19 protein-coding genes and 3 pseudogenes are annotated in these 21,651 nt (G+C 48.8%); 5 read left to right on the forward strand and 17 right to left on the reverse strand.

Annotated features, from left to right (window positions below; translation table 11 throughout):
* Positions 1–4: 4 nt before the first annotated feature.
* The 4 genes from ACLJXE_RS08915 to leuE form a co-directional block, all read right to left on the reverse strand.
* A complete protein-coding gene (locus ACLJXE_RS08915) occupies positions 5–649 on the reverse strand; it encodes a hypothetical protein (protein ID WP_410750677.1) in 645 nt (214 codons plus the stop codon).
* 225 nt (positions 650–874) lie between these two features.
* Positions 875–1,057 carry a DUF1869 domain-containing protein gene (locus tag ACLJXE_RS08920; RefSeq protein WP_410750678.1) on the reverse strand — a complete coding sequence of 61 codons (183 nt, stop codon included), beginning with the start codon at positions 1,055–1,057 and terminating at the stop codon, positions 875–877.
* Positions 1,058–1,060: 3 nt separating this feature from the next.
* Positions 1,061–1,423, reverse strand: coding sequence for a DUF1971 domain-containing protein YeaR (gene yeaR / locus ACLJXE_RS08925; protein WP_045441926.1), 363 nt, complete (start codon positions 1,421–1,423; stop codon positions 1,061–1,063).
* 181 nt (positions 1,424–1,604) lie between these two features.
* A complete protein-coding gene (leuE, locus tag ACLJXE_RS08930) occupies positions 1,605–2,243 on the reverse strand; it encodes a leucine efflux protein LeuE (protein ID WP_048212597.1) in 639 nt (212 codons plus the stop codon).
* 247 nt (positions 2,244–2,490) lie between these two features.
* Between leuE and ycaC the strand changes: the two genes are divergently transcribed.
* Positions 2,491–3,117, forward strand: coding sequence for an isochorismate family cysteine hydrolase YcaC (ycaC, locus tag ACLJXE_RS08935; RefSeq protein WP_005120379.1), 627 nt, complete (start codon positions 2,491–2,493; stop codon positions 3,115–3,117).
* Positions 3,118–3,187: 70 nt separating this feature from the next.
* Here the strand turns inward: ycaC and zinT are convergent, their stop codons facing one another.
* From zinT to ACLJXE_RS08970, 7 genes are all read right to left on the reverse strand, one after another.
* On the reverse strand, positions 3,188–3,832 hold the full coding sequence (zinT, locus tag ACLJXE_RS08940) for a metal-binding protein ZinT (RefSeq protein ID WP_410750679.1): 645 nt from the start codon (positions 3,830–3,832) through the stop codon (positions 3,188–3,190).
* Positions 3,833–3,916: 84 nt separating this feature from the next.
* Positions 3,917–4,432, reverse strand: a complete 516-nt coding sequence (locus ACLJXE_RS08945; protein WP_286630173.1) for a phospholipase D family protein — start codon at positions 4,430–4,432, stop codon at positions 3,917–3,919.
* Between the two features lie 20 nt (positions 4,433–4,452).
* Complete coding sequence (locus ACLJXE_RS08950) at positions 4,453–5,058, reverse strand: ATP-binding cassette domain-containing protein (protein WP_410750680.1); 606 nt, start codon at positions 5,056–5,058, stop codon at positions 4,453–4,455.
* Positions 5,042–5,836, reverse strand: a complete 795-nt coding sequence (locus ACLJXE_RS08955; protein WP_410750681.1) for an ATP-binding cassette domain-containing protein — start codon at positions 5,834–5,836, stop codon at positions 5,042–5,044. Before ACLJXE_RS08955 ends, ACLJXE_RS08950 begins: the two co-directional genes overlap by 17 nt.
* Positions 5,830–6,642 (reverse strand): ABC transporter permease, encoded by an 813-nt coding sequence (locus tag ACLJXE_RS08960; RefSeq protein ID WP_410750682.1) that lies wholly within the window; start codon positions 6,640–6,642, stop codon positions 5,830–5,832. The genes ACLJXE_RS08955 and ACLJXE_RS08960 overlap by 7 nt, the downstream gene beginning before the upstream one ends.
* The gene (locus ACLJXE_RS08965) at positions 6,632–7,606 is read right to left on the reverse strand and encodes an ABC transporter permease (RefSeq protein WP_410750683.1); all 975 of its coding nucleotides are present in this window, start codon (positions 7,604–7,606) and stop codon (positions 6,632–6,634) included. The genes ACLJXE_RS08960 and ACLJXE_RS08965 overlap by 11 nt, the downstream gene beginning before the upstream one ends.
* Positions 7,606–9,192 carry an ABC transporter substrate-binding protein gene (locus tag ACLJXE_RS08970; RefSeq protein ID WP_410750684.1) on the reverse strand — a complete coding sequence of 529 codons (1,587 nt, stop codon included), beginning with the start codon at positions 9,190–9,192 and terminating at the stop codon, positions 7,606–7,608. The genes ACLJXE_RS08965 and ACLJXE_RS08970 overlap by 1 nt, the downstream gene beginning before the upstream one ends.
* Before the next feature lie 432 nt (positions 9,193–9,624).
* Between ACLJXE_RS08970 and ACLJXE_RS08975 the strand changes: the two genes are divergently transcribed.
* Both ACLJXE_RS08975 and ACLJXE_RS08980 read left to right on the forward strand, forming a co-directional pair.
* On the forward strand, positions 9,625–11,712 hold the full coding sequence (locus ACLJXE_RS08975; RefSeq protein ID WP_410750685.1) for a TonB-dependent receptor: 2,088 nt from the start codon (positions 9,625–9,627) through the stop codon (positions 11,710–11,712).
* A 102-nt stretch (positions 11,713–11,814) separates the two neighbouring features.
* Positions 11,815–12,057: a helix-hairpin-helix domain-containing protein gene (locus ACLJXE_RS08980; protein ID WP_286630180.1), complete on the forward strand. Its 243-nt coding sequence runs from the start codon at positions 11,815–11,817 to the stop codon at positions 12,055–12,057.
* A gap of 37 nt (positions 12,058–12,094) precedes the next feature.
* On the opposite strand, the gene ACLJXE_RS08985 is transcribed toward ACLJXE_RS08980, so the two are convergent.
* Positions 12,095–14,023, reverse strand: coding sequence for a putative bifunctional diguanylate cyclase/phosphodiesterase (locus ACLJXE_RS08985; RefSeq protein WP_410750686.1), 1,929 nt, complete (start codon positions 14,021–14,023; stop codon positions 12,095–12,097).
* 17 nt (positions 14,024–14,040) lie between these two features.
* Complete coding sequence (locus ACLJXE_RS08990) at positions 14,041–14,535, reverse strand: molybdopterin-dependent oxidoreductase (RefSeq protein WP_286630182.1); 495 nt, start codon at positions 14,533–14,535, stop codon at positions 14,041–14,043.
* A 382-nt stretch (positions 14,536–14,917) separates the two neighbouring features.
* Between ACLJXE_RS08990 and ACLJXE_RS08995 the strand changes: the two are divergent.
* Positions 14,918–15,253 (forward strand): annotated as a pseudogene (locus ACLJXE_RS08995) (Tn3 family transposase); the annotation flags it as partial.
* A gap of 164 nt (positions 15,254–15,417) precedes the next feature.
* Here the strand turns inward: ACLJXE_RS08995 and ACLJXE_RS09000 are convergent.
* From ACLJXE_RS09000 to ACLJXE_RS09010, 3 genes and pseudogenes are all read right to left on the reverse strand, one after another.
* Positions 15,418–17,211, reverse strand: coding sequence for a hypothetical protein (locus tag ACLJXE_RS09000; RefSeq protein ID WP_410750687.1), 1,794 nt, complete (start codon positions 17,209–17,211; stop codon positions 15,418–15,420).
* A 758-nt stretch (positions 17,212–17,969) separates the two neighbouring features.
* Positions 17,970–18,299, reverse strand: a pseudogene (locus ACLJXE_RS09005) (alpha/beta hydrolase); the annotation flags it as partial.
* Positions 18,299–19,219, reverse strand: coding sequence for an alpha/beta hydrolase (locus tag ACLJXE_RS09010; protein WP_410750688.1), 921 nt, complete (start codon positions 19,217–19,219; stop codon positions 18,299–18,301). The pseudogene ACLJXE_RS09005 and the gene ACLJXE_RS09010, both read right to left, overlap by 1 nt.
* 138 nt (positions 19,220–19,357) lie before the next feature.
* On the opposite strand from ACLJXE_RS09010, the gene ACLJXE_RS09015 reads away from it, so the two are divergent.
* Positions 19,358–20,257, forward strand: a complete 900-nt coding sequence (locus tag ACLJXE_RS09015) for a LysR family transcriptional regulator (protein ID WP_410750689.1) — start codon at positions 19,358–19,360, stop codon at positions 20,255–20,257.
* Positions 20,258–20,286: 29 nt separating this feature from the next.
* Here ACLJXE_RS09015 and ACLJXE_RS09020 read toward each other — a convergent pair.
* Positions 20,287–21,302, reverse strand: a pseudogene (locus ACLJXE_RS09020) (AIDA repeat-containing protein); the annotation flags it as partial.
* Positions 21,303–21,651: the final 349 nt, after the last annotated feature.

Genomic DNA, 21,651 nt, shown 5'->3' on the forward strand with positions numbered 1-21,651 from the left:
TGCGTTACTTCGCCAACTGCGGATCGTTAAAATGAATAGCCATATATTCCGCCTGCTTATCCCTTGCCATAAAGTTAAAACTCATCAGAAATAGCCCAACCATAAACGGCAATTCGTACAGCTCTTCAATCAGATCGCCATACTGCGCGTTGTGAAGAAATACGGGAGCCAGCAGACGATGGTGCTCGACCGTGTCGGAGATCAAAAACGCGCAGCTGGTGATCGCAAACAACCAGAGCGGTAGCGATTCATTGCGCAAGCGATTAACGATCTCCCGGCGCAGGTTCACTGATATCACTACCGGCAAGATAATCATGGCGATTAATACCACTGAGATAGCCCTGAATAACAACCTGGGGTGGTCGGGAAAATAATCGCGCCCCCAACTGGTGCTTCGTCCCAGCAAAACCAACCACCACAGCGCAGCCCACAGCCAAAATTGCTTCTCGCCATCAGGACGCGAAAAAGGCCGGATATAGCAGAAAGTAAACACGGCACCAAATAACAACCAAAGCGCCTGACCATTTTCAATCCATCTGACGACGCCGCCATTTAGCAAGGGGAGATTCAGATTGGCAGTAAACGGAATCAACACAGTGACCAGCCCCAGCAGGAGTGTCGGGCATGTTAACCGGGTATCAAGTTTCATAAGCACGATGTTCTGTTGAATGAAAGACGGCCGATCATAACCCCTGTGAAATTTACGCCATTAGCAATCAATGCGATTTTCTTAAGGTTTTCTTAAGAAAACTTTTACCAAAAATGAACTGGAAAAATATGCATAATGAATAAAAAAACCGCATCGCGCCGTCAAAGCGCAATGCGGTTTTAATTCCAAAATGAATGCAATCAAGCAATAGCAGAGATGAAAACCCTACCAGCCGCAGACTTCGTGCTCATTCTCGGTATCGTATGAACGAACCGTATTGACCAGGTCTTTAACAACGTCAGCGGCCACATCCGGAATCAACAATGTCATCGGCGCTTCAGTTTCATAATCGACAGACACGCCATTGCTGTTATTGGTGACTGTAACGGTGTAGGTTGCTTTACCCATGATTTACTCCTTGCCGGTACGCACAACTTTTCGTTGATTTGCGCTCTCCATCAACACTTCGGGCGCCACGAAAAAGTCGATATTAAAGTAGGTGTCGTCGGTCATCACTTCGATGTTATGCCATTTCTCCGGTGGAAAAACGCCGAACTGACCGGCTTCGATAATCATCACCTCTTCGGGCTCCGGGCTGTGTTCATCTGCAAATCCGAGATATTTGACCGCCCCCTGCATCACAGAAAGTCGAGGATAAACCCCGGCACGGGTACCCTTATCAAGGTGGCGTTCGAAAATTCCGGCGGGTGCAGTTTCTTTGTTCCAGAACGGAGTTGAGCGTGTATGAATATGATTCTGTGGAATTTGAAGCATTTTTCTTCCCTTTTCCAGTCGACAACCAGCGAGTCTTATTGAATCGCTGCTGTGAACAGGGTACGCCTCAAAATATATATTTAAAATACCATTTATTGGTTATAACAATCACATCTTTCAATTTTCAATGAAAGGAACAGCTTAATACAGCAAGCCCGCCGTCAACAGCGGGCCAATAGCGTTACGACTGAAGCGTCGCCAGACGTGCGGCAAAACCGACAAAGATCAAGCCAATGAGGGAATTCCCAACTTTAGCCAGTTTTTTCTTCGTGCGAATATACTGTGTCACAAACGCACCGGAGAAAATAAGGAAGCTCAGATAAAAAAAGCTCACTATTTCAAGCGTCATAGCCAAAATAAAGAACGACAACCCTGAGTGAGTCGCGTTGACATCAATAAACTGTACGAAAAACGATACATAAAACAAAATGGCTTTCGGATTCGTCAGACTCAAAATTAATGCACGTTTGAAAATCGCACCAAACGGAACTTCTTCTGGCGCAGCGTCGCTGGCTTTCGATTTCAGTGTGGCATACAGGATCTTCGCACCGAGATACAGCAGATAAAATGCGCCGAGATAACGAACGATATTGAACAATACGGGCGTTGTTTTGATAAGCGCAGCTACGCCGGCATAAGCCAGAAACATCAATACGGCATCACCGATAAACACACCGCTTGCTGCCAGATAACCGCCCTTCACTCCACGACCGACGCTGTTCTTCAGCACAAATATCGTATTCGGCCCCGGTACCAACACGATAAAAATAGCCCCCACCAGATACGTCCAGTAATTCAGAACTCCATACTCTGCGAACACGTTAACCTCTTCCTGAAAAAACACATGCACTTGCTGCGAGACAATATGCTAACGAATGCGCCAGGGGATGGAAAGAGAAGCTTTAGAATATAGCATTCTGTTTCAGTCCGGTTGCAACATCATTATTCGTTCCAGATTTGCAACGATGAAACCCACTTTTGCGCCTACCCAATGCCCCGTTTAGCCACTAATGTTTATCAGTAGATTCAGCCCGCAAGGCCCCCTCTCATCACATGGAGAAAGAAAAATGACTATTGCTTATAAACGTCTTGATAAAGATCAGGCTGCCGTACTACTGGTCGATCACCAAACGGGTTTACTTTCACTGGTCCGTGACATCGATCCAGACAAGTTCAAAAACAACGTACTGGCATTAGGCGATCTGGCGAAATATTTCAAACTCCCGACTATTCTGACCACCAGCTTTGAAACGGGTCCTAACGGTCCATTAGTTCCTGAACTGAAAGAACTGTTCCCCGATGCCCCTTACATCGCACGTCCTGGCCAGATTAATGCCTGGGATAACGAAGATTTTGTTAACGCGATCAAAGCAACAGGCAAAAAGCAGCTAATTATCGCCGGGGTAGTAACTGAAGTCTGCGTCGCATTCCCTGCGCTTTCTGCCATTGAAGCCGGTTTCGACGTGTTTGTGGTCACCGATGCATCCGGTACGTTTAATCCGCTGACCCGTGATTCCGCGTGGAATCGTATGTCATCTGCTGGCGTACAATTAATGACATGGTTCGGTCTGGCCTGTGAATTACACCGTGACTGGCGCAACGATATTGAAGGGCTGGGAACATTGTTCTCCAACCATATTCCTGACTATCGCAACCTGATGACCAGCTACAACACGCTGACCTCCGGAAAATAATGTTCCTGTCAGTGTAATACACAGAAACCCGCCAACATCGGCGGGTTTCATTGAACAGTTTCAGTCGGGATTAGTGGTGCAGCATTTCATCCACCACCTCTTCTCCCTTGAGCTGATAAGGGTAATAGGTTGGCCAGTTATCCATCTCTTCAAGCAGGGCAGCCTGCGAGGTATTCCCCATAAAGATATGGAAGTGGCTCGACTTACGTGGCGCAATAATGTGATCGCTGAATTGCACGTATTTCGGCGCGTCGCTGCCAGCGTCTTTACACTCGAACAGATAACGCACACCTTTCTTGCCTGACGGATAGTTCAAAATTTTATATCCGGCATAATCATACTTACACGATGCCACCTTTTTACCGGTATGAAACTCCATTACGCCGTTTTCAATACCAATCGTGTCAACATCGGTCGCATAACCCTTACGGTAATAGGCTTTAACCTGTTCTGCCGTTTTGCTCTTATCTTTCTCCGCTTTCTTTTTGAATACCGGATCCAGTTCGCCACTCACCAGATACGGATAGACAGACTGCCACATGCCATCCCAGTCGGCTAGCGTACGGTTCTGCACATTTTTGTCATCAAAAACGCCTTCTGCCGCCTTTTGTTCTATTTCGCTCATTGGTGCACCATGGGAATGGTGACCATGCGCCAGTACCTGACTACTAACAAAAAGCATCCCCAGAGCGACTGCCAATTTTTCCAAATGCATAGCCAAAATTTCACCCTCACATCATTTTTGATGTGAAATGTTATAATATAACATTACAATTTAATCAATAGCGTTTTACGCCACTCAATCATGCTGGCGCGCAATTTTCCAACGGCTGTCAAAATGGGCCTGGTACTGGGCCACAACGTCAGGCTCTCCACGGATCACCAACACGTTTTCAGAATTCGCAAATTCGGCGGATTTGGCAAAATTAAACGAGCCGGTCTCCAGCGTGTCACCATCAATAATCATGGTCTTGTCGTGTTGTATGTGATAATGGTCATCCAGCTCGATATCGATACCGTTGGCCGTCGCAAACGCGATCGCTTTCTGGCTGACTTTCCCCTGATTTCGTTTTTTATCGATCACTGCCCGAACAACAACGCCTCTTTTTTCTGCATCTACCAGCGCCTGAACAATATCCGCAGACTGAAAGGAATACGCCATCACGTCGATGGTGTGTCGCGCATGACGAATGGTGTCGAGAACCAAGCCCCGCGCCGAACCTTCCGGTGAAAAACCTACCTGAACAGAGGCATTTGCCATCGGCACCGCGGCCCACAACAGGGTCACGGCCATAGCCATTGATTTTATCTTCATGTTAGTGACCAGTGAGTGGTTTAATCTGAGGAGCGACCCGGACAGAGTAGCGTTCGCGTGCAAATCTGATCAAGCAATGCCTGTTGATGGCTGATAATTAACATACCTAACGGACGGCGCTGACACTCTTCAAGCAGCAGCGCCCAGATATCCCGTTGGATAGAGGGATCGAGCTGCGCAGTTATTTCATCGGCAATCAGAAAACGCGTACGCGGGTCGAGCGCCCGCAGTATGGCAATTCGTGCCAACTCACCGCCCGAAAGTTGTCCGGGACGACGCGTTAGCCACTCCGGCTTAATATGCAGTCGGGTAAGCGTTTCTGCATCTGGCCGCCAGGCATCATGAACCGCATCACCGGTACTCCGTCTGGGGTTAAAGGTTAATTCCGGATGCTGCGGCACGAGCTGCACCGGGCAATATTGATGGCGCGGCAACGGTTGGTCATCAACCAGAACGTCGCCGGATGTCGGCTTTTGCCACCCCGCGAGCACACGTCCCAGCGTTGTTTTTCCGGTTCCACTGGGTGCGCAAATCCCAATACGTTCCCCAGGCGAAAGCGAGAACGAGAGATTTTGCCACAGTATTTTGCCTCCCTGACGAATGAACACATCACGACAGCACAGCATACCGCTCTCCAAAAAGTTGATTTCTTTCGGGCAGCGCTCGCCATTGCCGTTGCAGATGTTCACTAATCTCACCGCGCACCAGCTGTTCCCGACTGACATTATCCGACACCGTTCCATGATGCAGCGCGACAATGCGATCTGCGTGACGTGCGGCCAGAGTGAGATCATGTGTCACCCATAAAACGCCAGCTCCCTGCTCGCACAGGCCGCGTAGCTGTTCCAGCAGTTGATTTGCCAGAGGTGCATCAAGCCAGGCGGTAATCTCATCAGCAAGAATATAACGAGCCTGACTGAGCGCGGCGTGACACGCCAGAATGCGTTTGGCCATCCCTCCCGAAAGCTGACGCGGGAAAGCCTCTAGCACGGTGGTTTCCAGATGATTACGTTCGAGCAAGCGTTCAATTTTCCCTGCGTTCCATTCCTGACCGGAAAGCTGGCTGGCTCTTCGTAAATGCTTTTCAATAGACAGCAGCGGATTCAGCGCCTGCACACCTTGCGGAACGTAGCTAAACGTATTGCCACGACATGCCCTGATGTCATTGTTATTCAGCATTTTTCCATCAAGGGTGATATTGCCATGAAAGCGCAAATTTTCCGGCAATAGATCAAGTAAGCATTGCAGCAGCAGGCTCTTACCCTCACCGCTGCCCCCCACTAACGCCACCATCTGGCCCGGCGCAACATCAAAGGAGACATCCTGCAGCAACGAGGACCATTTTTTTGCGCCGTACCAGCGATAACGCGCCACTTCCAGCGAAATCTGCCGCAAACTCAACATGTATCACCTCTCAACCATAAACGATGTACCGCCCGGGCAAGTTGATCAAATAGCATCACAAGGAGAAATAGCATCAGCCCTGGAAACAGCACCAGCCACCAGTCACCATGACTGATAAACCGCAGCGCATCTGCCAGCAACAGTCCCAGCGAAGGTTCGTGTGGTGCCAGCCCGAAGCCAAGAAAACTTAACGCTGCACTGTGCAATACCGCGTGAGGGAACATCAGCAACGTTCCCGTTAGCCACTGGGGCAATAGCGCGGGTAAATAGTGATGTCGCCAGCAGTAAAAGTGGCCATGCCCCAATCGCCAGGTGAGTGTCAGGTAATCACTGTGGGCCACGCGTTCCGCTTCAGCACGTAAAATCAATGCCAGCCGCGGCCAGTGTGTGAGCGCAACCGCCATAATCACCCCGCTTTTCCCGCCGCCCAACGTAAAACAGATCAAAATCAGCAGCAGAAGGTGCGGCATGGACAACATCGCATCGGTGATCAGACGCATAACGACATCCAGGCGTGGATGCAAACGGGAAATCGCCGCCATCAGTAACGCAATGAACCCGCTGCACAGGGCCGCGCCAATACCGATTTGCAGGCTGGTAAGCGCCCCCTGAAAGCAACGAACCCACAAGTCGCGCCCCAGATTGTCGGTACCAAACCAGTGCAGCGCATCAGGCGGAAGATGACGGGCAAGAAGATTCACGTTCAGCGGATTATCCAGCATGGCCGCGCCATATACTGCAATAAATAACAGACCACTCACGGACAGCAGAAGACGAACAAGCGTCGGCGTCGGGTTATAGAGCATCGGGTCGCTCCAGCGCACGATTCAAAACATGGACAAACCAGGCAGAGAGAGAATTACCCATAAACACCAGCACGGTACTGAACAAGACAATCCCCATTAGTAACGGCAGGTCACCGCGTAACCCGGCATCGATGGTAGCCTGCCCCAGCCCCGGATAGGCAAAAACCTTTTCAGCCAGCAATGCCCCCCCCAACAGTTCGCCCAACGAAGCAAACTGTAGACATAGCGCTGGGGTGATGGCGTGTCGCAGAACCTGGTGTCGCAACAGCGACCACCCCTTGTCCCCCTGCGAACGCGCAAAGCGGACAAATTCGCTTTTCATCACGCTGGCGATACTTTCCCGCGTGTGCAACGTAATTTGCCCCAACCCCAGCAGGCTAAGTGCGCAAACAGGGAGCACCAGATGGCGCAGACGTTCAGGCAGCGTTGCCATATCGCTGTTATTTCCCGGCTCCCACGCACAACAGACCGGGAACAACGGCCAGCGCACCGCAAATACCGCCAACAGCAGCATGCCAATCCAGAAGGTCGGTAAGGAAGAAAGCAGATAGCTAAGTCGGCAGATGGCTTTATCCGGCCAACGGTTCAGGTAGCGGCCGGCAACAAACCCCATTGTCGTTCCCAATAAACCGGAAACCAACCACGCACCGCTCAGCAGCGCAAACGAAGTCGCAAACCGCTCCTTAATCACGCTGGCAACAGGGGCATTGAACAACATCGAGTAACCCAGATCGCCCTGTAGCACGCGTGAGAACCAGTGGAAAAAACGCTCCCACAACGGTTGATCCAGGCCCCAACGAGCAGCAATACGTGCATATTGCTCCGGCGGAACATGCAGCAAATCGTTGCCAATATAGGCACGGATTGGATCGACCGGAGAAAAGCTGAGCAAGATGAAAGTGCCAGCCGCGACCAGCACTAACAACACTATCAGCCGTAATACATGGCCTAAAACAGACTTCATCAACGGCAGGTCCAGGTCCATTCATCAAGATTGTTGAGCAATGACCAGCTACCATGAATTTCCGGTGCACCTTTGCCCAGATTAATGCACGGATTCGCCAGATAGGTGTGCTGAATATTCAGCAGCCATGCCCATGCGGCATCCCCCTGTACGCCTGCGCCTTGTTTACCATCCCACTCAACCTGTTGCCAGAAAGGCAACGCTTTTTGCCAGTCTGGTGCATCAATGGCCTGCTTGAGATGTTGCTCGACCACTGGATTGCTGTAGTAGCCCGGGTTGTAATACTCCACCCCCGCAGCCTGCCCGCTGTAGTGATGGAAAAGCTCCATCGGATCCAGGCTTCCCCAACCGAACAGCGTTGGGTTCGCATGCATGTGGCGCTCAACGGTTTCCCAGCTTCCTGATTGCAGTGACACCGCAATGCCCACCGGTTCCAGCATTGCCCGCACAGCTTCGGCTAAATCCCGACGCGTACTGTCGCCGCTGGCATACCATAAGGTCAGGCGCGCTTCTTTGCCGTCTTTCACACGAACACCGTCGTTGCCCACCTTCCAGCCGGCCTGTTCCAGGATTGTCCGTGCTTTTTCAATGTCGCCATCTTTGAATGCCACCGACGTCCCCTGCCATGGAAGTCCCTGGACTGCGCTATAAGCTGGGATCGCATGGCCTTCCATAACCTGCCCGGCAAGCTGCTTACGATCGATGGCGTAGTTGATGGCGCGTCTGATGGCAACATCGGCCGTAATATCGTTACCCACCGGATAGCCATTAGCATCTTTTTTCCCTGCCGGAACCATTGGGAAAACAATACCGCGGTTTTCTACACTGTCGCGAACCCACAGTTTTAAATTCTGCTGTGCTGGTGTTACCGCCATCGACGGCGCAATGCGTACCAGTCCCAGTTGACCACTACGCGCTGCAGCGTATGCGTTATCCTCATCGAGGAATACAAACACTAGCCGATTGAAATCATTCTTCTTACCGGCATACCACGGGTTTGCTTCCACGATCAGTTGCTGCCCCGGCTGAAAGCTCACCAGGCGATAAGGACCTGCGCCAATCGGATTTTTGGCAAATGTTTTTTCGTCATACTGTTTTGCCGGAACAATGCCTAAAGAGCCGAGCACGTTCACGAAGGTACTCTGAGGACTGCTCAGGGTAATTTCTGCCGTGCGGTTGTCTATCACGCGGGCATGGGTGAAGTTCCCCATGTCAATTTTTCCACCACTTTTTGCGGCTTTGTTATAGGTGAAGACCACATCTTCAGCCGTTAGCGGTGAACCATCAGAGAATTTGAGATCGGGCTTAAGCGTCAGCATCCAGGTTTTGCCGTCGGCACTGGTCACCACGTTTTCCGTCAGCAGGTTTCCCCAGCTCATATCCGCATTTTGCTTTAACAAAGGTGCATGCAACAGCAGATAGCTGCCATGACTCCAGCCCAACATCGGGTCAAATCCCTCCGTCGGCTCGGGCCCAATTGCCAGTTTTAACGTCCGGCCTTCGTCTGCATTTTGCGCAGCGAGGAGTGGTGAGGTTAATGCGAGAGTCAGTGCGCACGTCAGCAGTGCCAGCTTACCTTTAATCATTCTCTTATCCAGATTTACGTTATTTTTATCTCGTTTAACGAATCATTTACGTTAGACGGTCTCCTGGGGAAGGGATTATGGCGGACAGTAATGCCGAAAAAAATGATACAGCGCAGAAAAGTATGACGATTTTTAAAAAACATCATACGACTTTCTAATACCCGGTGCTTTCACCTTTCACTTCGCTGGAGTGGCTAAGCAAAATCACCGTATTTATTCGGCTTTATATTAAATAAGAAGCAATAGTTGCAGGGAAAACTATTCACCCACTTCGGTTTTTGCCTGCCTCAAATTCATGACAATTTATGTATATTTATTAAAAAAAGACACAGTAAGTGACAAGTTATGTAAATATATAATGATAATTATTTGTATTACTATTTTCATCAATTATCTTATTGCCTTTGAATTTTTAACAAAGGAAGTTTGACTATGCGTTTAAAACCTGTTGCCTCTGTTGTTCTGTCCTGCATAGGGTTTACCAGCCCCGTTGTCTTCGCTGAAGACGTGATGGTAGTAACCGCTTCGGGTTACGAAAAAAAGATCACCAACGCGGCTGCCAGCGTTTCCGTTATTTCGCAGCAAGAGTTACAAACCAATAAATATAACGACTTAGGTGAGGCTCTACGCTCAGTGGAAGGTGTGGATGTCGAAAGCAGCACGGGGAAAACCGGCGGTCTGGAAATTAGCATCCGTGGTATGCCAGCCAGCTATACCCTGCTCTTGATTGACGGTATCCGTCAAAATGGAAGCAGCGACGTGACACCAAACGGCTTTTCGGCCATGAACACCAGCTTTATGCCTCCACTGGCGGCGATCGACCATATTGAAGTGATCCGCGGTCCGATGTCGACGCTATACGGATCCGATGCCATTGGCGGCGTCGTCAATATCATTACCAAAAAGAGCACCGATAAATGGAGCACGTCCATTAATACTGGCGTTAACCTGCAAGAAAGTAATAAATGGGGTAACAGCACGGTCGCCAACTTCTGGTCAAGCGGCCCATTGATCGCCGGTGTACTGGATATGCAGGTTCGCGGCAGCACCACGCAACGCCAGGGCTCCAGTGTCACTTCTCTGAGTGATACTTCTTCCACTCGCGTGCCGTATCCTACGGAATCCGAGAATTACAATATCGGTACTCGTCTGGACTGGAAAACCAGCGACAGCAATACGTTGTGGCTGGATCTCGATTCTGCCAGACAACGCTACGATAACGATGATGGGCAGCTTGGCAATCTGACCGGCGGATATGATAAGACCCTGCGTTATGAGCGTAACAAAGTGACGCTCGGCCACGATACCGCATTAACATTTGGTACCTGGAAGTCCTCTGTAGGCTGGAATGAAACCGAGAACAAAGGCCGCCAGTTGGTCTCCTCGGCACTGACACCAGAGAACGCGAGCCGGGCTGGCGACGCGCGTGAACTGAAGAACACCAACGTTATTCTGGATTCCATGTTGCTGACGCCGTTAGGTGACTCGCACCTGTTGACCCTCGGGGGGGAATACTGGGATGCTCGCATGAAGGACGGTGTCGTGCTGGCCAATACCGGCGAGACATTCCACCAGAAAACATGGTCGGCCTATGCTGAAGATGAATGGCATATCCTCGATTCTCTGGCCTTAACCGTGGGGACACGCTATGAACATAACGACGTCTTTGGCGGGCACCTCAGCCCACGTGCCTATATGGTCTGGGATGTATCCGACGAGTGGACCCTCAAAGGCGGTGTCACAACAGGCTATAAAGCGCTATCGCTCAGCCAACTTCATAATGGCATCAGCGGTGTAACGGCACAGGGAACCGTCAATACCGTCGGGAACCCGAACCTTAAACCTGAAGAGAGTACCAGTTACGAAACCGGGCTTTACTATGAGAATGATGCTGGGCTGAACGCCAACGTGACAGGTTTCTATACTGAATACAAAAATAAAATCGTTTCGTATTCTATCGATGATAATACCAACAGCTACACCAACAGCGGTAAAGCGAGAACCGATGGTATCGAGTTTGCCAGTACATTCCCGCTGTGGTCGGACTCGCTGAGTTTATCTCTCAACTACACCTATACCCAGAGCAAGCAAAAAGATGGCGAGAATAAAGGCGCGCCACTGAGCTATACCCCGAAACACATGGCGAACGCCCGTCTGAACTGGCAGGCAACGGAAGATATGAACGCCTGGCTGAGCGCCCGCTACCGCGGTAAGGCTCCACGCTATACGGAGAATTACGACAACCTCAGCGCCGTCCAAAAAGCGGTGTATGACGACAAAGGTGCAAACTTAAAAGCCTGGACCGTTCTGGACATGGGGATGTCTTATAAGCTGACCAAAGAACTGACGCTGAATACCGCGGTGAACAACGTACTGGATAAAGACTTTAGTGACGTCACACTGTATCAGGTTGGCCGCAATAGTACTTATGCGGGCGACTACTATCAGACGGCGCAATCCACGACCGGATACGTCAACCCGGGCCGTAACTACTGGGTCTCCTTAAACTACCAGTTCTAGTTTTGCTGAACTCTGTTGGCCAGGCTATAACTGATAGTCTGGCCGCTATTAGCGTATATTCTTAAGCGGATTGTTAGTATTGCGCATACGTAAGGAGAGACAATGCCCTTTTCAACCACTGAGCGTCAGGCACTCCTGTCATTAAATGGCGTTGGCCCCAAAGTCATCGAGCGGCTTGAGCAACTTGGTTTCCACTCGCTTGCCGATCTCAAAAACGCTACTGTAGACGAGATAACCCACCAGGCGGCATCTCTGGTCGGCTCGACGTGCTGGAAAAACAGTCCGCAGGCGAAAGCGGCAATTGCCAGCGTCTTAGCGCTTGCCAGCGCTAAGACGTTAAGCTGATATAGCGCATCACCAGCGCACGAGGAACGTGCGCGATTTAACCGTTTCTGATTTTCCCATTGATACCCGGCTGCGGTTTACCAAACAGATACCCTTGCGCAAAATCGCAGCCCAGAGCCTGAAGGCTCGCCAGCTGTTCCTCCGTTTCAACACCTTCTGCAACAGCTTTCATATTCAGCGATTTCGCCATACCAGTAATAAGCCTGATGATATTAAGGGCGTCTTCCTGCGTGGATATCGAATGCACAAAGGACTTGTCTATTTTGATTTTATCGAAGGCAAGCCGACTCAGCCGCGAAAGAGAAGAGTATCCGGTACCAAAATCATCAATGGAGATTCTTACACCCAGGGCTCTGAGCTTGTTAAGTGTATTCATCGGCGTATTGCTCTCCGTAAACAGAGAGGATTCCGTCACTTCTAACTCGAGACGTTCAGCCGGAAGTCCCGTCTCTTTCAGAATGGACAGCACGATTCCGGCGAAAGCCTTGCTGCTTAGCTGGACAGGTGAAACATTGACTGAAATTTTAACCGGTACCGCCCAGGAAGCCGCTTCCCTGCATGCAATTTCAAGCACAGATTTTCCCATCTCGTTAATCATTCCTGTTTTTTCAGCGACAGGAATAAAACTATCCGGCGGCAGAAGTCCCTTTAGAGGATGTATCCAACGAATAAGAGCTTCATAGCTGTAAATTTCCCGGCTGAAAGAATCAACAATAGGCTGATAATAAACCACGAACTCTTTATTCACTATGGCCATTGCCATATCATGCTCAAGGGTTCTGCTTTCTTGCAGCTTTTCTAACATCCGCTGCCGGAAGACTTTTATTTTACCCGAGCCTTCATTTTTCGCCTCATAAAGCGCCAGATCGGCAAATTTATAAAGATAGTCGGAACGGCGTTCAGTTTCTGAGATAACAATGCCAACACAAGTGGTTATATTTATAATTGCGTTATAAATAGTGTAGGGTTGGTTGATAAAATCACATATTTTTTGAGCACGAGAAACGGCGCGACTCTCTGTCAGACCACTCGAAAGAAACGCAAATTCATCCCCACCTAAACGATATAGCGTATCTGAAGCCTGGCTCATAGAAATCAAACGATGGGATATCTGACGTAATAACATATCACCGGCATCATGACCATACGTGTCATTTACCTCTTTGAATCGATCTAAATCAAACAACATCACCGTCACCGAGTCATTGTTTTTTTCTGCCATCTGAATGGTTTTATTTAAATCCCCCCAGAACAACTGGCGGTTATTCATCTCGGTGAGAGAGTCATGATAGACGTCATATTCCAGTTTTGCATTCTGGATCTGCAGTTTTTCTTTAGATTCCTGAAGCTCCTCAGCAAGGCACTTAACCTGGAGATGTGCTCTCAAAATGTTTCTGTTCTGAAAAAAAATCAGAACCCCCAGTATCGCACTCAATATTATAAGCAATACTGAAGTCGCCGAATAAATATAGTACAGAGTTTGAATGTTAGTGTTTGTATTATTAACTGAGCTAACATCTTTATCTAACGCACCGGATGAAAGACGGGCTAACGGTGCATCAAGTGTATGCATTTCTTTCAAATACGCCTTGAGTTCTGAACGGTTCATTTTCTCAAGATGAACATCCAGATAATTAAGCATCTTTTCAAGCTGTATCGCCAGTTCATAATGCGCTTGATTGCTTCCTATATAATGTCCTAAATCGCCTTCTTTTATTAAATCGCTCTGGCTGAGCATAATGTCGAGACGCAGACGCACAACATCAAGCGCCATCGTATCATCGCTAATGTACAGACCAAGCCACGATTCAAATCGGTAATATTCTGATACCATTTGAACAGCAGACCATGAGTCGGTGTAGTGAGTCAGTTTCTGTAATTCTTGTTGTCTTTCATGCACAAGGGAAGATATATATCCGGTAGATATAAAAAGGAAGAATATAATGCCAGCCAGTATTCTGTTCATGATGCTCCTCTGAACCCCTACTCAATATTCATTGAGCTGACCTGCCATGCTGACCTTGAATAAAAAATCTGATTATTCAGTTCAGGAATGCTGTCATAGGGATACACGATGAATAGCGGGCCTTTATCACGGATGCGCATATATTCTCCGTTGATTTTTAGAGCAAGAATAACATTGTATTTTTTGAAATCACTGAGTGGGATAACGGTGGTGTAGTCATTGAGCGCAGTGACCTTAACAACAGAACCTTTCGCCCCGACATAATCCATGAGCTTTTGCAGTGGGATACCCGTAAAGGTAGTGCGTCCATTATACCAGGGTGAGGTAGTCTGGAAACTTACCGTGCCCAGTTTCTCGAGACTGGCGATATCAAAAACGGCTTTCCCCCCTTCATTGGTATTTTCTATATTACCGGACAGTGTTAAAAGGACTTTACCGACAGGCTTGGGAAGTTCACCAGCCCAGACCTGAGTAGTGACGACGAAGCTTAACAACATAACAATTAACCGCATTCTTACCTCACCAATCTATCGAATGTAAGAGAATTATAATTTAGTTGTTATGCTATTTACACATGCTACCCAGCGATTATTGAAACAGTAAGCCCAAACACCTTTTAACCCATTAAAATCAAAGATTTAAATCGAAATTATTTTCTGGAGTTGTTTAAAAAAGGTCGTTGCTGTTATTTGAGACACAGCAAATTTCGCTACCACCGTACAAAAAATAAGCTACCTGTTTAGTCAGCAAAAATAAACACACATAAATATAAAGGTCTATATTTTTATGCAACAACAGGATATTGTTTTTCCAACCGAGGGCTTCACGTGTAAGTACCCCGGTTTACCGGACCATTCACGTTTAGAGATCTTCCGGCATACTGGCTATATCCCTGGAGAAGGACGCCATGCCATGGCTCGAGCCATTTGCTACAGACAACGTGGTGAGATGAGAAAACACTATTATGAAGGACAGGAAGATCAACCAGGTGCTCTGTGAATAGTGACCAATGGGGTTGTGCTGTGGAACACACTTTACATGTAGGAGGCGTTATCACATCTTCGCAAATCGGGGGAAACGCCTGCAGAGGAGCATTTGGCAAGATTATCGCCGTTAATATATGGCCATATAAATATGCTTGGGCATTACACCTTTTCGTTATCGGAAGGTATTCTGAAGAGCGAGCTAAGACCTCTAAGTTTCAATATAAACAATAAACTAAGCTCTTAGCGTGATTTTTACAACATTGGCCCCCGAAGTCCTAAACCAGCGTTTAATTATTATAAATTTACTATGCGCTGTCGGAGTGATCAAAACAAGCCAAAGCCGCAATTGCGGCGTATTTCAGCGTGAGCTGCATGAAGGTGCAGTTAAGGCTTTCAAAGAAAAATAGTTTAGTTAAGAAGATTATTGATCATGAAAATACAGTCCCAACCCATAGAATCTTTCCAGGCCTGGTCTGACTCTGCGCGTTCCCAACTCCATTGATACCATTCAGTCTTCGCGCTATCAACGATACACTTCCTCTTAACGAGGTCGACAACTCGTGCATCTTTTCCACGAGCCAGAAATACGTAAAACGGATTTTCAGGCTGGCGACCAACAAGGATCTCAGCTGCAGCATCGATTCTTGGATCTGTAATTCCAAGTTTTTTGGCAATATAGATTTCGATAGCTACTAGATGGACACGGTAGCCCAGCTTGTTAATCATCGCCTTCCAGGGCAACATGCCAACAGGATCCCCAAACTTAGCAATATAATCTCTGGCATCTGCCGGTATCTGAGAGTTTACACCAAATCGGTCAGCAAATATGTTTAACCATCGCCATTCTTCATCGATTAGGTTGCATTTGCCTCCAGGATCCATCGTGCAGCCATTATACATGCGTACAAGATTTGTTGCTTTACTGGGATATGGAGTCCATTTTTTGCTTATTCTATTCAGATAAGATGTAAAAGATTGGATATCTCCAGTTTTAGCCCAAAATGCGGCAATACCTTTGAACTGATCGCCACTAAACTGATCATCGGTATCTGAATTTGCTCGAGCGGGGGAACGCCAGAACTCGCCATTTAATCCTTGACTCCGCCGGACAAGTTCACAGCCCTCCGGCTCACCTGAGAGACAAAGTAGTCCACCAAATATGGTCATATCTCCATCATCGTATTGTCCTCCATGGATTTTGGCCGGAAATGCATATCCGTTCGGGTCATTAGGCAATGGCATACGTGGAGATATTTTTCGTAATTCTTCTCGTAGTTCTGCGAGGCCAGAAATGTCAGCGGGTGTAGTAGCCGGTGGCACGGAAGCTCGCACTGCATTTCGATGGTCACCCAAGCTTCTTTGAGGCCAACTTACTTTCAAACATATCCCAGGTGGGAACGGTGCTTCGCAATCTGTTCCGCCGATCCATGCCTGTTCAAGTAGGGTTTTAAGGGCCGGATCATCAACGACCCAATCGTTAAAGTCTTCCTCATTAATCACAGCCCCCACCAAACCAACAGCCTGAGATGCCAAGGTTGAGCGTATTGTGCCGGCCATAAGAGCATCAAGCCCAAAGGCGTGGCTAAAAAATCCTGAAGCATCACAAGAGCTGTCGGCTCCTTGAATCCATATGCCAACCTTTGTGCCGGCGGTGACCGGGGAAGCAGGAAATGAAAATCCAACCTTAACTGTGCAGTCGACATTTTCAGCGATACTCTTCAAACTAACTTTAAGACTCAGATCAAATCGTTCTTTAAATTTCTCACTCGTATTACTTTGATGTACAGATACATGTGCATCTGAAACTTTCCATGAATATATGAGCCACACACCATCTTTTTGGGCATTAAGCTCTGATTCTAGTATTCCGAATGGTAAAGCAATTGTCAGTTCCGGAAAATTGTCAACGAAGGAGAACGGAAATACACCATTGAATTTGCCTGAATAGTCAAATGGTTCAGCGGAAGGTGGGTCTTTTTGAACGATTTTTGGTTCAAAACGAGGAATTGTTACTTTGCAGCGAACGGCTGCTTTCCGGTCAAGACCAAACTGGCTTTCAGCCTTGGCCACTATGCAAAACTGTCGTGGAAATGAAGGATTTTTCCGGCCCGGAAAATAAAGATAATTGTTGAATAGGATATAGCAAGCTCGTTCAATGCCCTCTTCATTACTTTTATCTACCTGAATTTGGCTATCAACCAAGCCGCGCCCATCCAATGGGCCCTTTGGGAAACATACAGTTTGGCTACACCGCGCTATACCTGCAGCTGAATAATCAGAACATTCGACCGTTTCAGTTTGGGATGGCGCTACAGGTCCTGGCCAGACAGGGCCCGCATTTGCGATTGTGGTATTAACCAAAATCACGAGCATGGGTATAAAATACCACAATGAACGAATTACAATAAAATGCATCCGTCTCACCCAATTTATATGGTTACTACAGCAAACTTTAGTTGGTATCTTTAAGAATACAAATCAACTAATGGGTGAGTAAGTCAGGTGTAATTGACTTATTCCTACTACGAAATTACAGCACGGGTGATAATAACGTCTGGCTTTGACCTAACCTACAACCACAACCAAACCTTGTGTATTTTCCAGTACTCATACACCCAGGAAAGGTTACGAATATGATTTTTTGTGGGCTTTGAGAACCTTTTATGGCACTGAGCTGCAGTGATTTATATGCGCCAACGGTGCATGTAGGTGCCAGCTGTATCTGAAGGGGGCTGCAATGTGTTCAGCCCAAAAGTACTGACCGTTAATCTTGAGAACCCAGTAATTAGTGCAGAGAATTACCTGGCAAGCGACAAATTGATGTTTCATCTTCCAAATAATCACAGGCAAAACGGTATATTCCAGAATTACCTGTACTGATGTCTGGTTATTCAGGTCTTGTTTATGTCGGGAACCATCCGGGAGTCTTCTGAATCACATGCCATAGTTTTTCAGGGATCGCCAATCCGGTCAGCATCGACGTAAGGCAGCGTTACGGCGTAATCAATAACGCGACTGATATCTTCCACGCGCTGAGTCGGATCCTCCACCCAGCTTAGAGAGCCGCCGGATTCCCCTTGGAAACTGGCGTCATAGGGGATCACGACATAACCTGTTTCAGCCAGCGCTTTTCCGTAGACATTGCCGGACGTCTGTTCCTCACAGCTGCCAAAAGGGTGGACGCTGATAATTGTCGGATACTGTTTTGACTCATCGAACGCCGGTGGAAACTGAACGTTGGCGGCAATGTGCCAGGCCATATCGGCGTTCTGGATTTGAACATGTTTCATTACAGCGTCTCCCCGAAGAATGGGGCTAATACGGAAACGGCTTCAGCGACGTATGCTTTACCGTCATACAAGTCCATGTGGTTGGCGCATTCGACAATGTGGTACCGCTTGTCCAGGCTTGAGGCACGATCGTACAGATCGTCGCTCATCCATTTACTTCCCGCCGCGCTACCTGCAACAATTTGCAGCGGCTGGGTCAGGTAAACCTCCGCCATATGGTACGCGTCGTAGGTAATGATTTGGTTGAGGCTTCGCAGCGTGGCGTATCCGGGTGCCGTCGGGTACTGTGCCCGTGGCGTATGGTAATACTCCCAGGCCTGACGCAATTCTTCATTTGGAGCATCAGACTCCTTCATGGGCGCCAGCGGCATGGTGGCACACTCACCGCTGCTAATATCGGTACTACGGGCATTTGAACCCGCTTCAACGTACGGCAGCGCATCAATGGATTTCACATTGTTTTCCCAGCCATTTCGGAACATCGAACCGATATTGACGGCGCTGACGGTTCCGATTGCCTTGATGCGACGATCCTGAATTGCGGCATTGGCGGTATAGCCTGCACCGGCGCAAATTCCCATTGCGCCAATTCGCGCGGTGTCGACATAAGGCAGTGTGGTCAGGTAATCAATCACTGCGCTGACATCTTCAGTACGGATGTACGGGTTTTCCAGCTGGCGCGGCTCTCCGCCACTTTCGCCCTGATAAGACGCATCGTAAGCCACAGTCACAAACCCTTTTTCTGCCAGCCTTTCGGCATAGGTACCGGCGGTTTGTTCCTTAACGCCGCCTCCCGGATGAGAAACCACAATAGCCGGGTACTTGCGGCTTTCATCAAATGCGGGTGGGAAGTAAAGCACGGCTGACAAAGAGATTGTCGGGATATTGCTGTTGGTGAAACTGATTTTCTGATTCATCATCCGGTTCCTCATTGGGCTGTCGGTTATCTGTAACGCTTGATGGGATCACTATAGCCATTGATTATTAAGATGATTAGACCCAAAATAATGATTGGACTTATCATTTAAATGATTAATTGCCCGGATGAAAACACAGAGATGAAACGCGATGAGATAGCAGATCTGATGGCATTTGTGGCCGTCGCCGAAGAGCGTAGCTTCACCCGGGCTGCTGCCCGTCTGGGCATGGCCCAGTCAGCGTTAAGTCAGATAGTTCGTCGCACGGAAGAGCGGTTAGGGTTACGGCTTTTAACGCGAACCACACGCAGCGTGGTACCGACGAAAGCAGGTGAACAACTTTTGTCTGTCCTTGGTCCAATGCAGCACGACATAGACTCGACTCTGGCCTCATTAGGTGATCTGCGTGACCGCCCCTCTGGCACAATACGCATTACCACAGTTGAACATGCCGCAAAGACCATATTGTTGCCCGCCATGCGCACGCTGTTGAAATCTCACCCTGACATTAATGTGCAGCTCCTTATCGATTACGGCCTGACTGATGTCGTCTCTGAGCGCTTTGATGCCGGCGTTCGCCTGGGGGGAGAGATGGATAAGGATATGATTGCTGTTCGAATCGGGGCCGATATTCCGATGGCAATTGTTGGCGCGCCGGATTATCTCTCGCGAAGAGGTACTCCAGTGTCTGTGGCGCACCTGGTCGATCATCAGGCTATTAATCTGTACCTTCCCTCATCGGGCACCGCAAATCGCTGGAGATTAATGCGTGGAGGGCGCGAAGTCAGGGTTCGCATGGAAGGCCAGCTTTTATTAAATACAATAGATCTGATCCTCGACGCAGCCATTGCCGGGCACGGTCTGGCATACCTGCCTTATGACCAGGTTCAGCAGGCTATTGAAGAAAAAAAACTGACCCGCGTTCTGGAGAAATTTACCCCTGCCTTACCAGGGTATCATCTGTACTATCCACACCGCCGCCATGCGGGAACGGCATTTTCTCTGTTCATTGATGTACTTAAGTATAAGGGAGCTGTTTAGATATCTTTTCGATGATGAGTTCAGGCATTCAGGGGAAACGCCGCATCACCGCCGCCGGTCTGCACCACCTGAAGCGGTGCACCAGCAGATACTGGCTCCAGGCCGGTGTTTTTGATATCCAGCACAAAGTTACCGCTGGCATTGCCCGTTACCTTCAGCATATCCCCGGTATGCGATGCAATATCCGTGTTCATCCGGAACGTCCTGTTACCCGACAGTGTATCAAGCGCCAGCGAGACCGCCCTGAACACTGGCGTCAGACGCGTGGTTGTTGGCGGACGGAAATCAACGGTCCCGTTATCCAGCGTTAATGCACCGACAGTGGAGTCACCATCAAGATACCAGACAGACGCACCTTTAACCGCCATATCACCTGCGCCGGTGCTGTCTCCCGCAACGTTCCCCGTCAGGCTGCCTGTGAAGGTCGCAGCACTGTTGTTGAGGAAATACAGATTCCCTTCATTTGTAACTACGTCACCGACGAGCATCCCTTTATCAGTCAGGGTGGTGGTGCCGTAGAGCACACCGCCGCTGTGAACCCCAGCGTCCCGTTGCTGCCAACAGTTGTATTGCTGGCCTGGTGACCGCTAAATACCGTCAGATAGCCGTCGTTTTCCAGCAGCATATTGACTGCACTGCCGCCAGCGATACTAAAACTGCCTTTATCGCTGGTACCACTCAGGAATGCACTGGTATTGGTGACGACTGCCCGCCACTGTTCTGGGTAACCTTAGAGGCTGAACCACCGGCCTCCACCTGCAGCATGCCGCCGCTTGTAATGGTCGTTTCTGTGACATTGCCGCCGATGTAAACATGCTGACGCCCACCACTGTTAACGGTTGTGTCAGTGGTACTGCCGCCGCTGTAGACATATTGGCTCCCTCCGCTGTTAATGAGAGTGACCGTGGCAACACCGCCACCAGAGACAGCCTGGACACCACCACTGTTAAGTGGTAGTGCTCGTGGCACTGCCCCCGGAGACACTCTGCATTCCGCCATTTATCATGGTGTTATTGGTGCTTCCGTAGACAAGCTGTAGCCCACCATGGCACCTGCAGTCACCTTTGAGTAGGGATTATCCCGTGGTGATTGATGCGTATGTCAGGTGAAATGCTGAGGAATAAGCCTTACCAGTAATTCAGGTTAATATTTGTATTTAAACCAGAAAATTTAATTTATATACTCTTGTTACTTCCCGAGCGGGGAAGTTTAAAAGAGAGGAAATTCTTTAGTATCACGGACCTTGTCCCGCGGCTTCTGATCCGACAGCCGCGCTCTTTTTTACTCGTTTTCATCGTAGTTATTCTCGGACTTTGTCCCGCGGCCAGATTCATTTGGTCGTGCCTTTTTTTATCCTGGAAAAAGCAGCAGACAAAAACGACAAAACCCGCACG

Origin of the sequence: Citrobacter sp. U14242, from assembly GCF_046555775.1 — a bacterium.
Classification (GTDB): Bacteria; Pseudomonadota; Gammaproteobacteria; order Enterobacterales; family Enterobacteriaceae; genus Citrobacter.

Excerpts from the sequence above, each read along its gene's own strand:
- ACLJXE_RS09015 (WP_410750689.1), top strand. The coding sequence starts at position 19,358 with ATGAAACGCGATGAGATAGCAGATCTGATGGCATTTGTGGCCGTCGCC.
- zinT (WP_410750679.1), bottom strand. The coding sequence starts at position 3,832 with ATGCATTTGGAAAAATTGGCAGTCGCTCTGGGGATGCTTTTTGTTAGT.
- ACLJXE_RS08990 (WP_286630182.1), bottom strand. The coding sequence starts at position 14,535 with ATGCGGTTAATTGTTATGTTGTTAAGCTTCGTCGTCACTACTCAGGTC.
- ACLJXE_RS08950 (WP_410750680.1), bottom strand. The coding sequence starts at position 5,058 with ATGCTGTGCTGTCGTGATGTGTTCATTCGTCAGGGAGGCAAAATACTG.
- ACLJXE_RS08965 (WP_410750683.1), bottom strand. The coding sequence starts at position 7,606 with ATGAAGTCTGTTTTAGGCCATGTATTACGGCTGATAGTGTTGTTAGTG.
- ycaC (WP_005120379.1), top strand. The coding sequence starts at position 2,491 with ATGACTATTGCTTATAAACGTCTTGATAAAGATCAGGCTGCCGTACTA.
- ACLJXE_RS08975 (WP_410750685.1), top strand. The coding sequence starts at position 9,625 with ATGCGTTTAAAACCTGTTGCCTCTGTTGTTCTGTCCTGCATAGGGTTT.
- ACLJXE_RS08980 (WP_286630180.1), top strand. The coding sequence starts at position 11,815 with ATGCCCTTTTCAACCACTGAGCGTCAGGCACTCCTGTCATTAAATGGC.
- ACLJXE_RS08915 (WP_410750677.1), bottom strand. The coding sequence starts at position 649 with ATGAAACTTGATACCCGGTTAACATGCCCGACACTCCTGCTGGGGCTG.
- ACLJXE_RS08985 (WP_410750686.1), bottom strand. The coding sequence starts at position 14,023 with ATGAACAGAATACTGGCTGGCATTATATTCTTCCTTTTTATATCTACC.
- ACLJXE_RS08920 (WP_410750678.1), bottom strand. The coding sequence starts at position 1,057 with ATGGGTAAAGCAACCTACACCGTTACAGTCACCAATAACAGCAATGGC.
- yeaR (WP_045441926.1), bottom strand. The coding sequence starts at position 1,423 with ATGCTTCAAATTCCACAGAATCATATTCATACACGCTCAACTCCGTTC.
- ACLJXE_RS09010 (WP_410750688.1), bottom strand. The coding sequence starts at position 19,219 with ATGATGAATCAGAAAATCAGTTTCACCAACAGCAATATCCCGACAATC.
- ACLJXE_RS08955 (WP_410750681.1), bottom strand. The coding sequence starts at position 5,836 with ATGTTGAGTTTGCGGCAGATTTCGCTGGAAGTGGCGCGTTATCGCTGG.
- ACLJXE_RS08945 (WP_286630173.1), bottom strand. The coding sequence starts at position 4,432 with ATGAAGATAAAATCAATGGCTATGGCCGTGACCCTGTTGTGGGCCGCG.
- ACLJXE_RS08960 (WP_410750682.1), bottom strand. The coding sequence starts at position 6,642 with ATGCTCTATAACCCGACGCCGACGCTTGTTCGTCTTCTGCTGTCCGTG.
- ACLJXE_RS08970 (WP_410750684.1), bottom strand. The coding sequence starts at position 9,192 with ATGATTAAAGGTAAGCTGGCACTGCTGACGTGCGCACTGACTCTCGCA.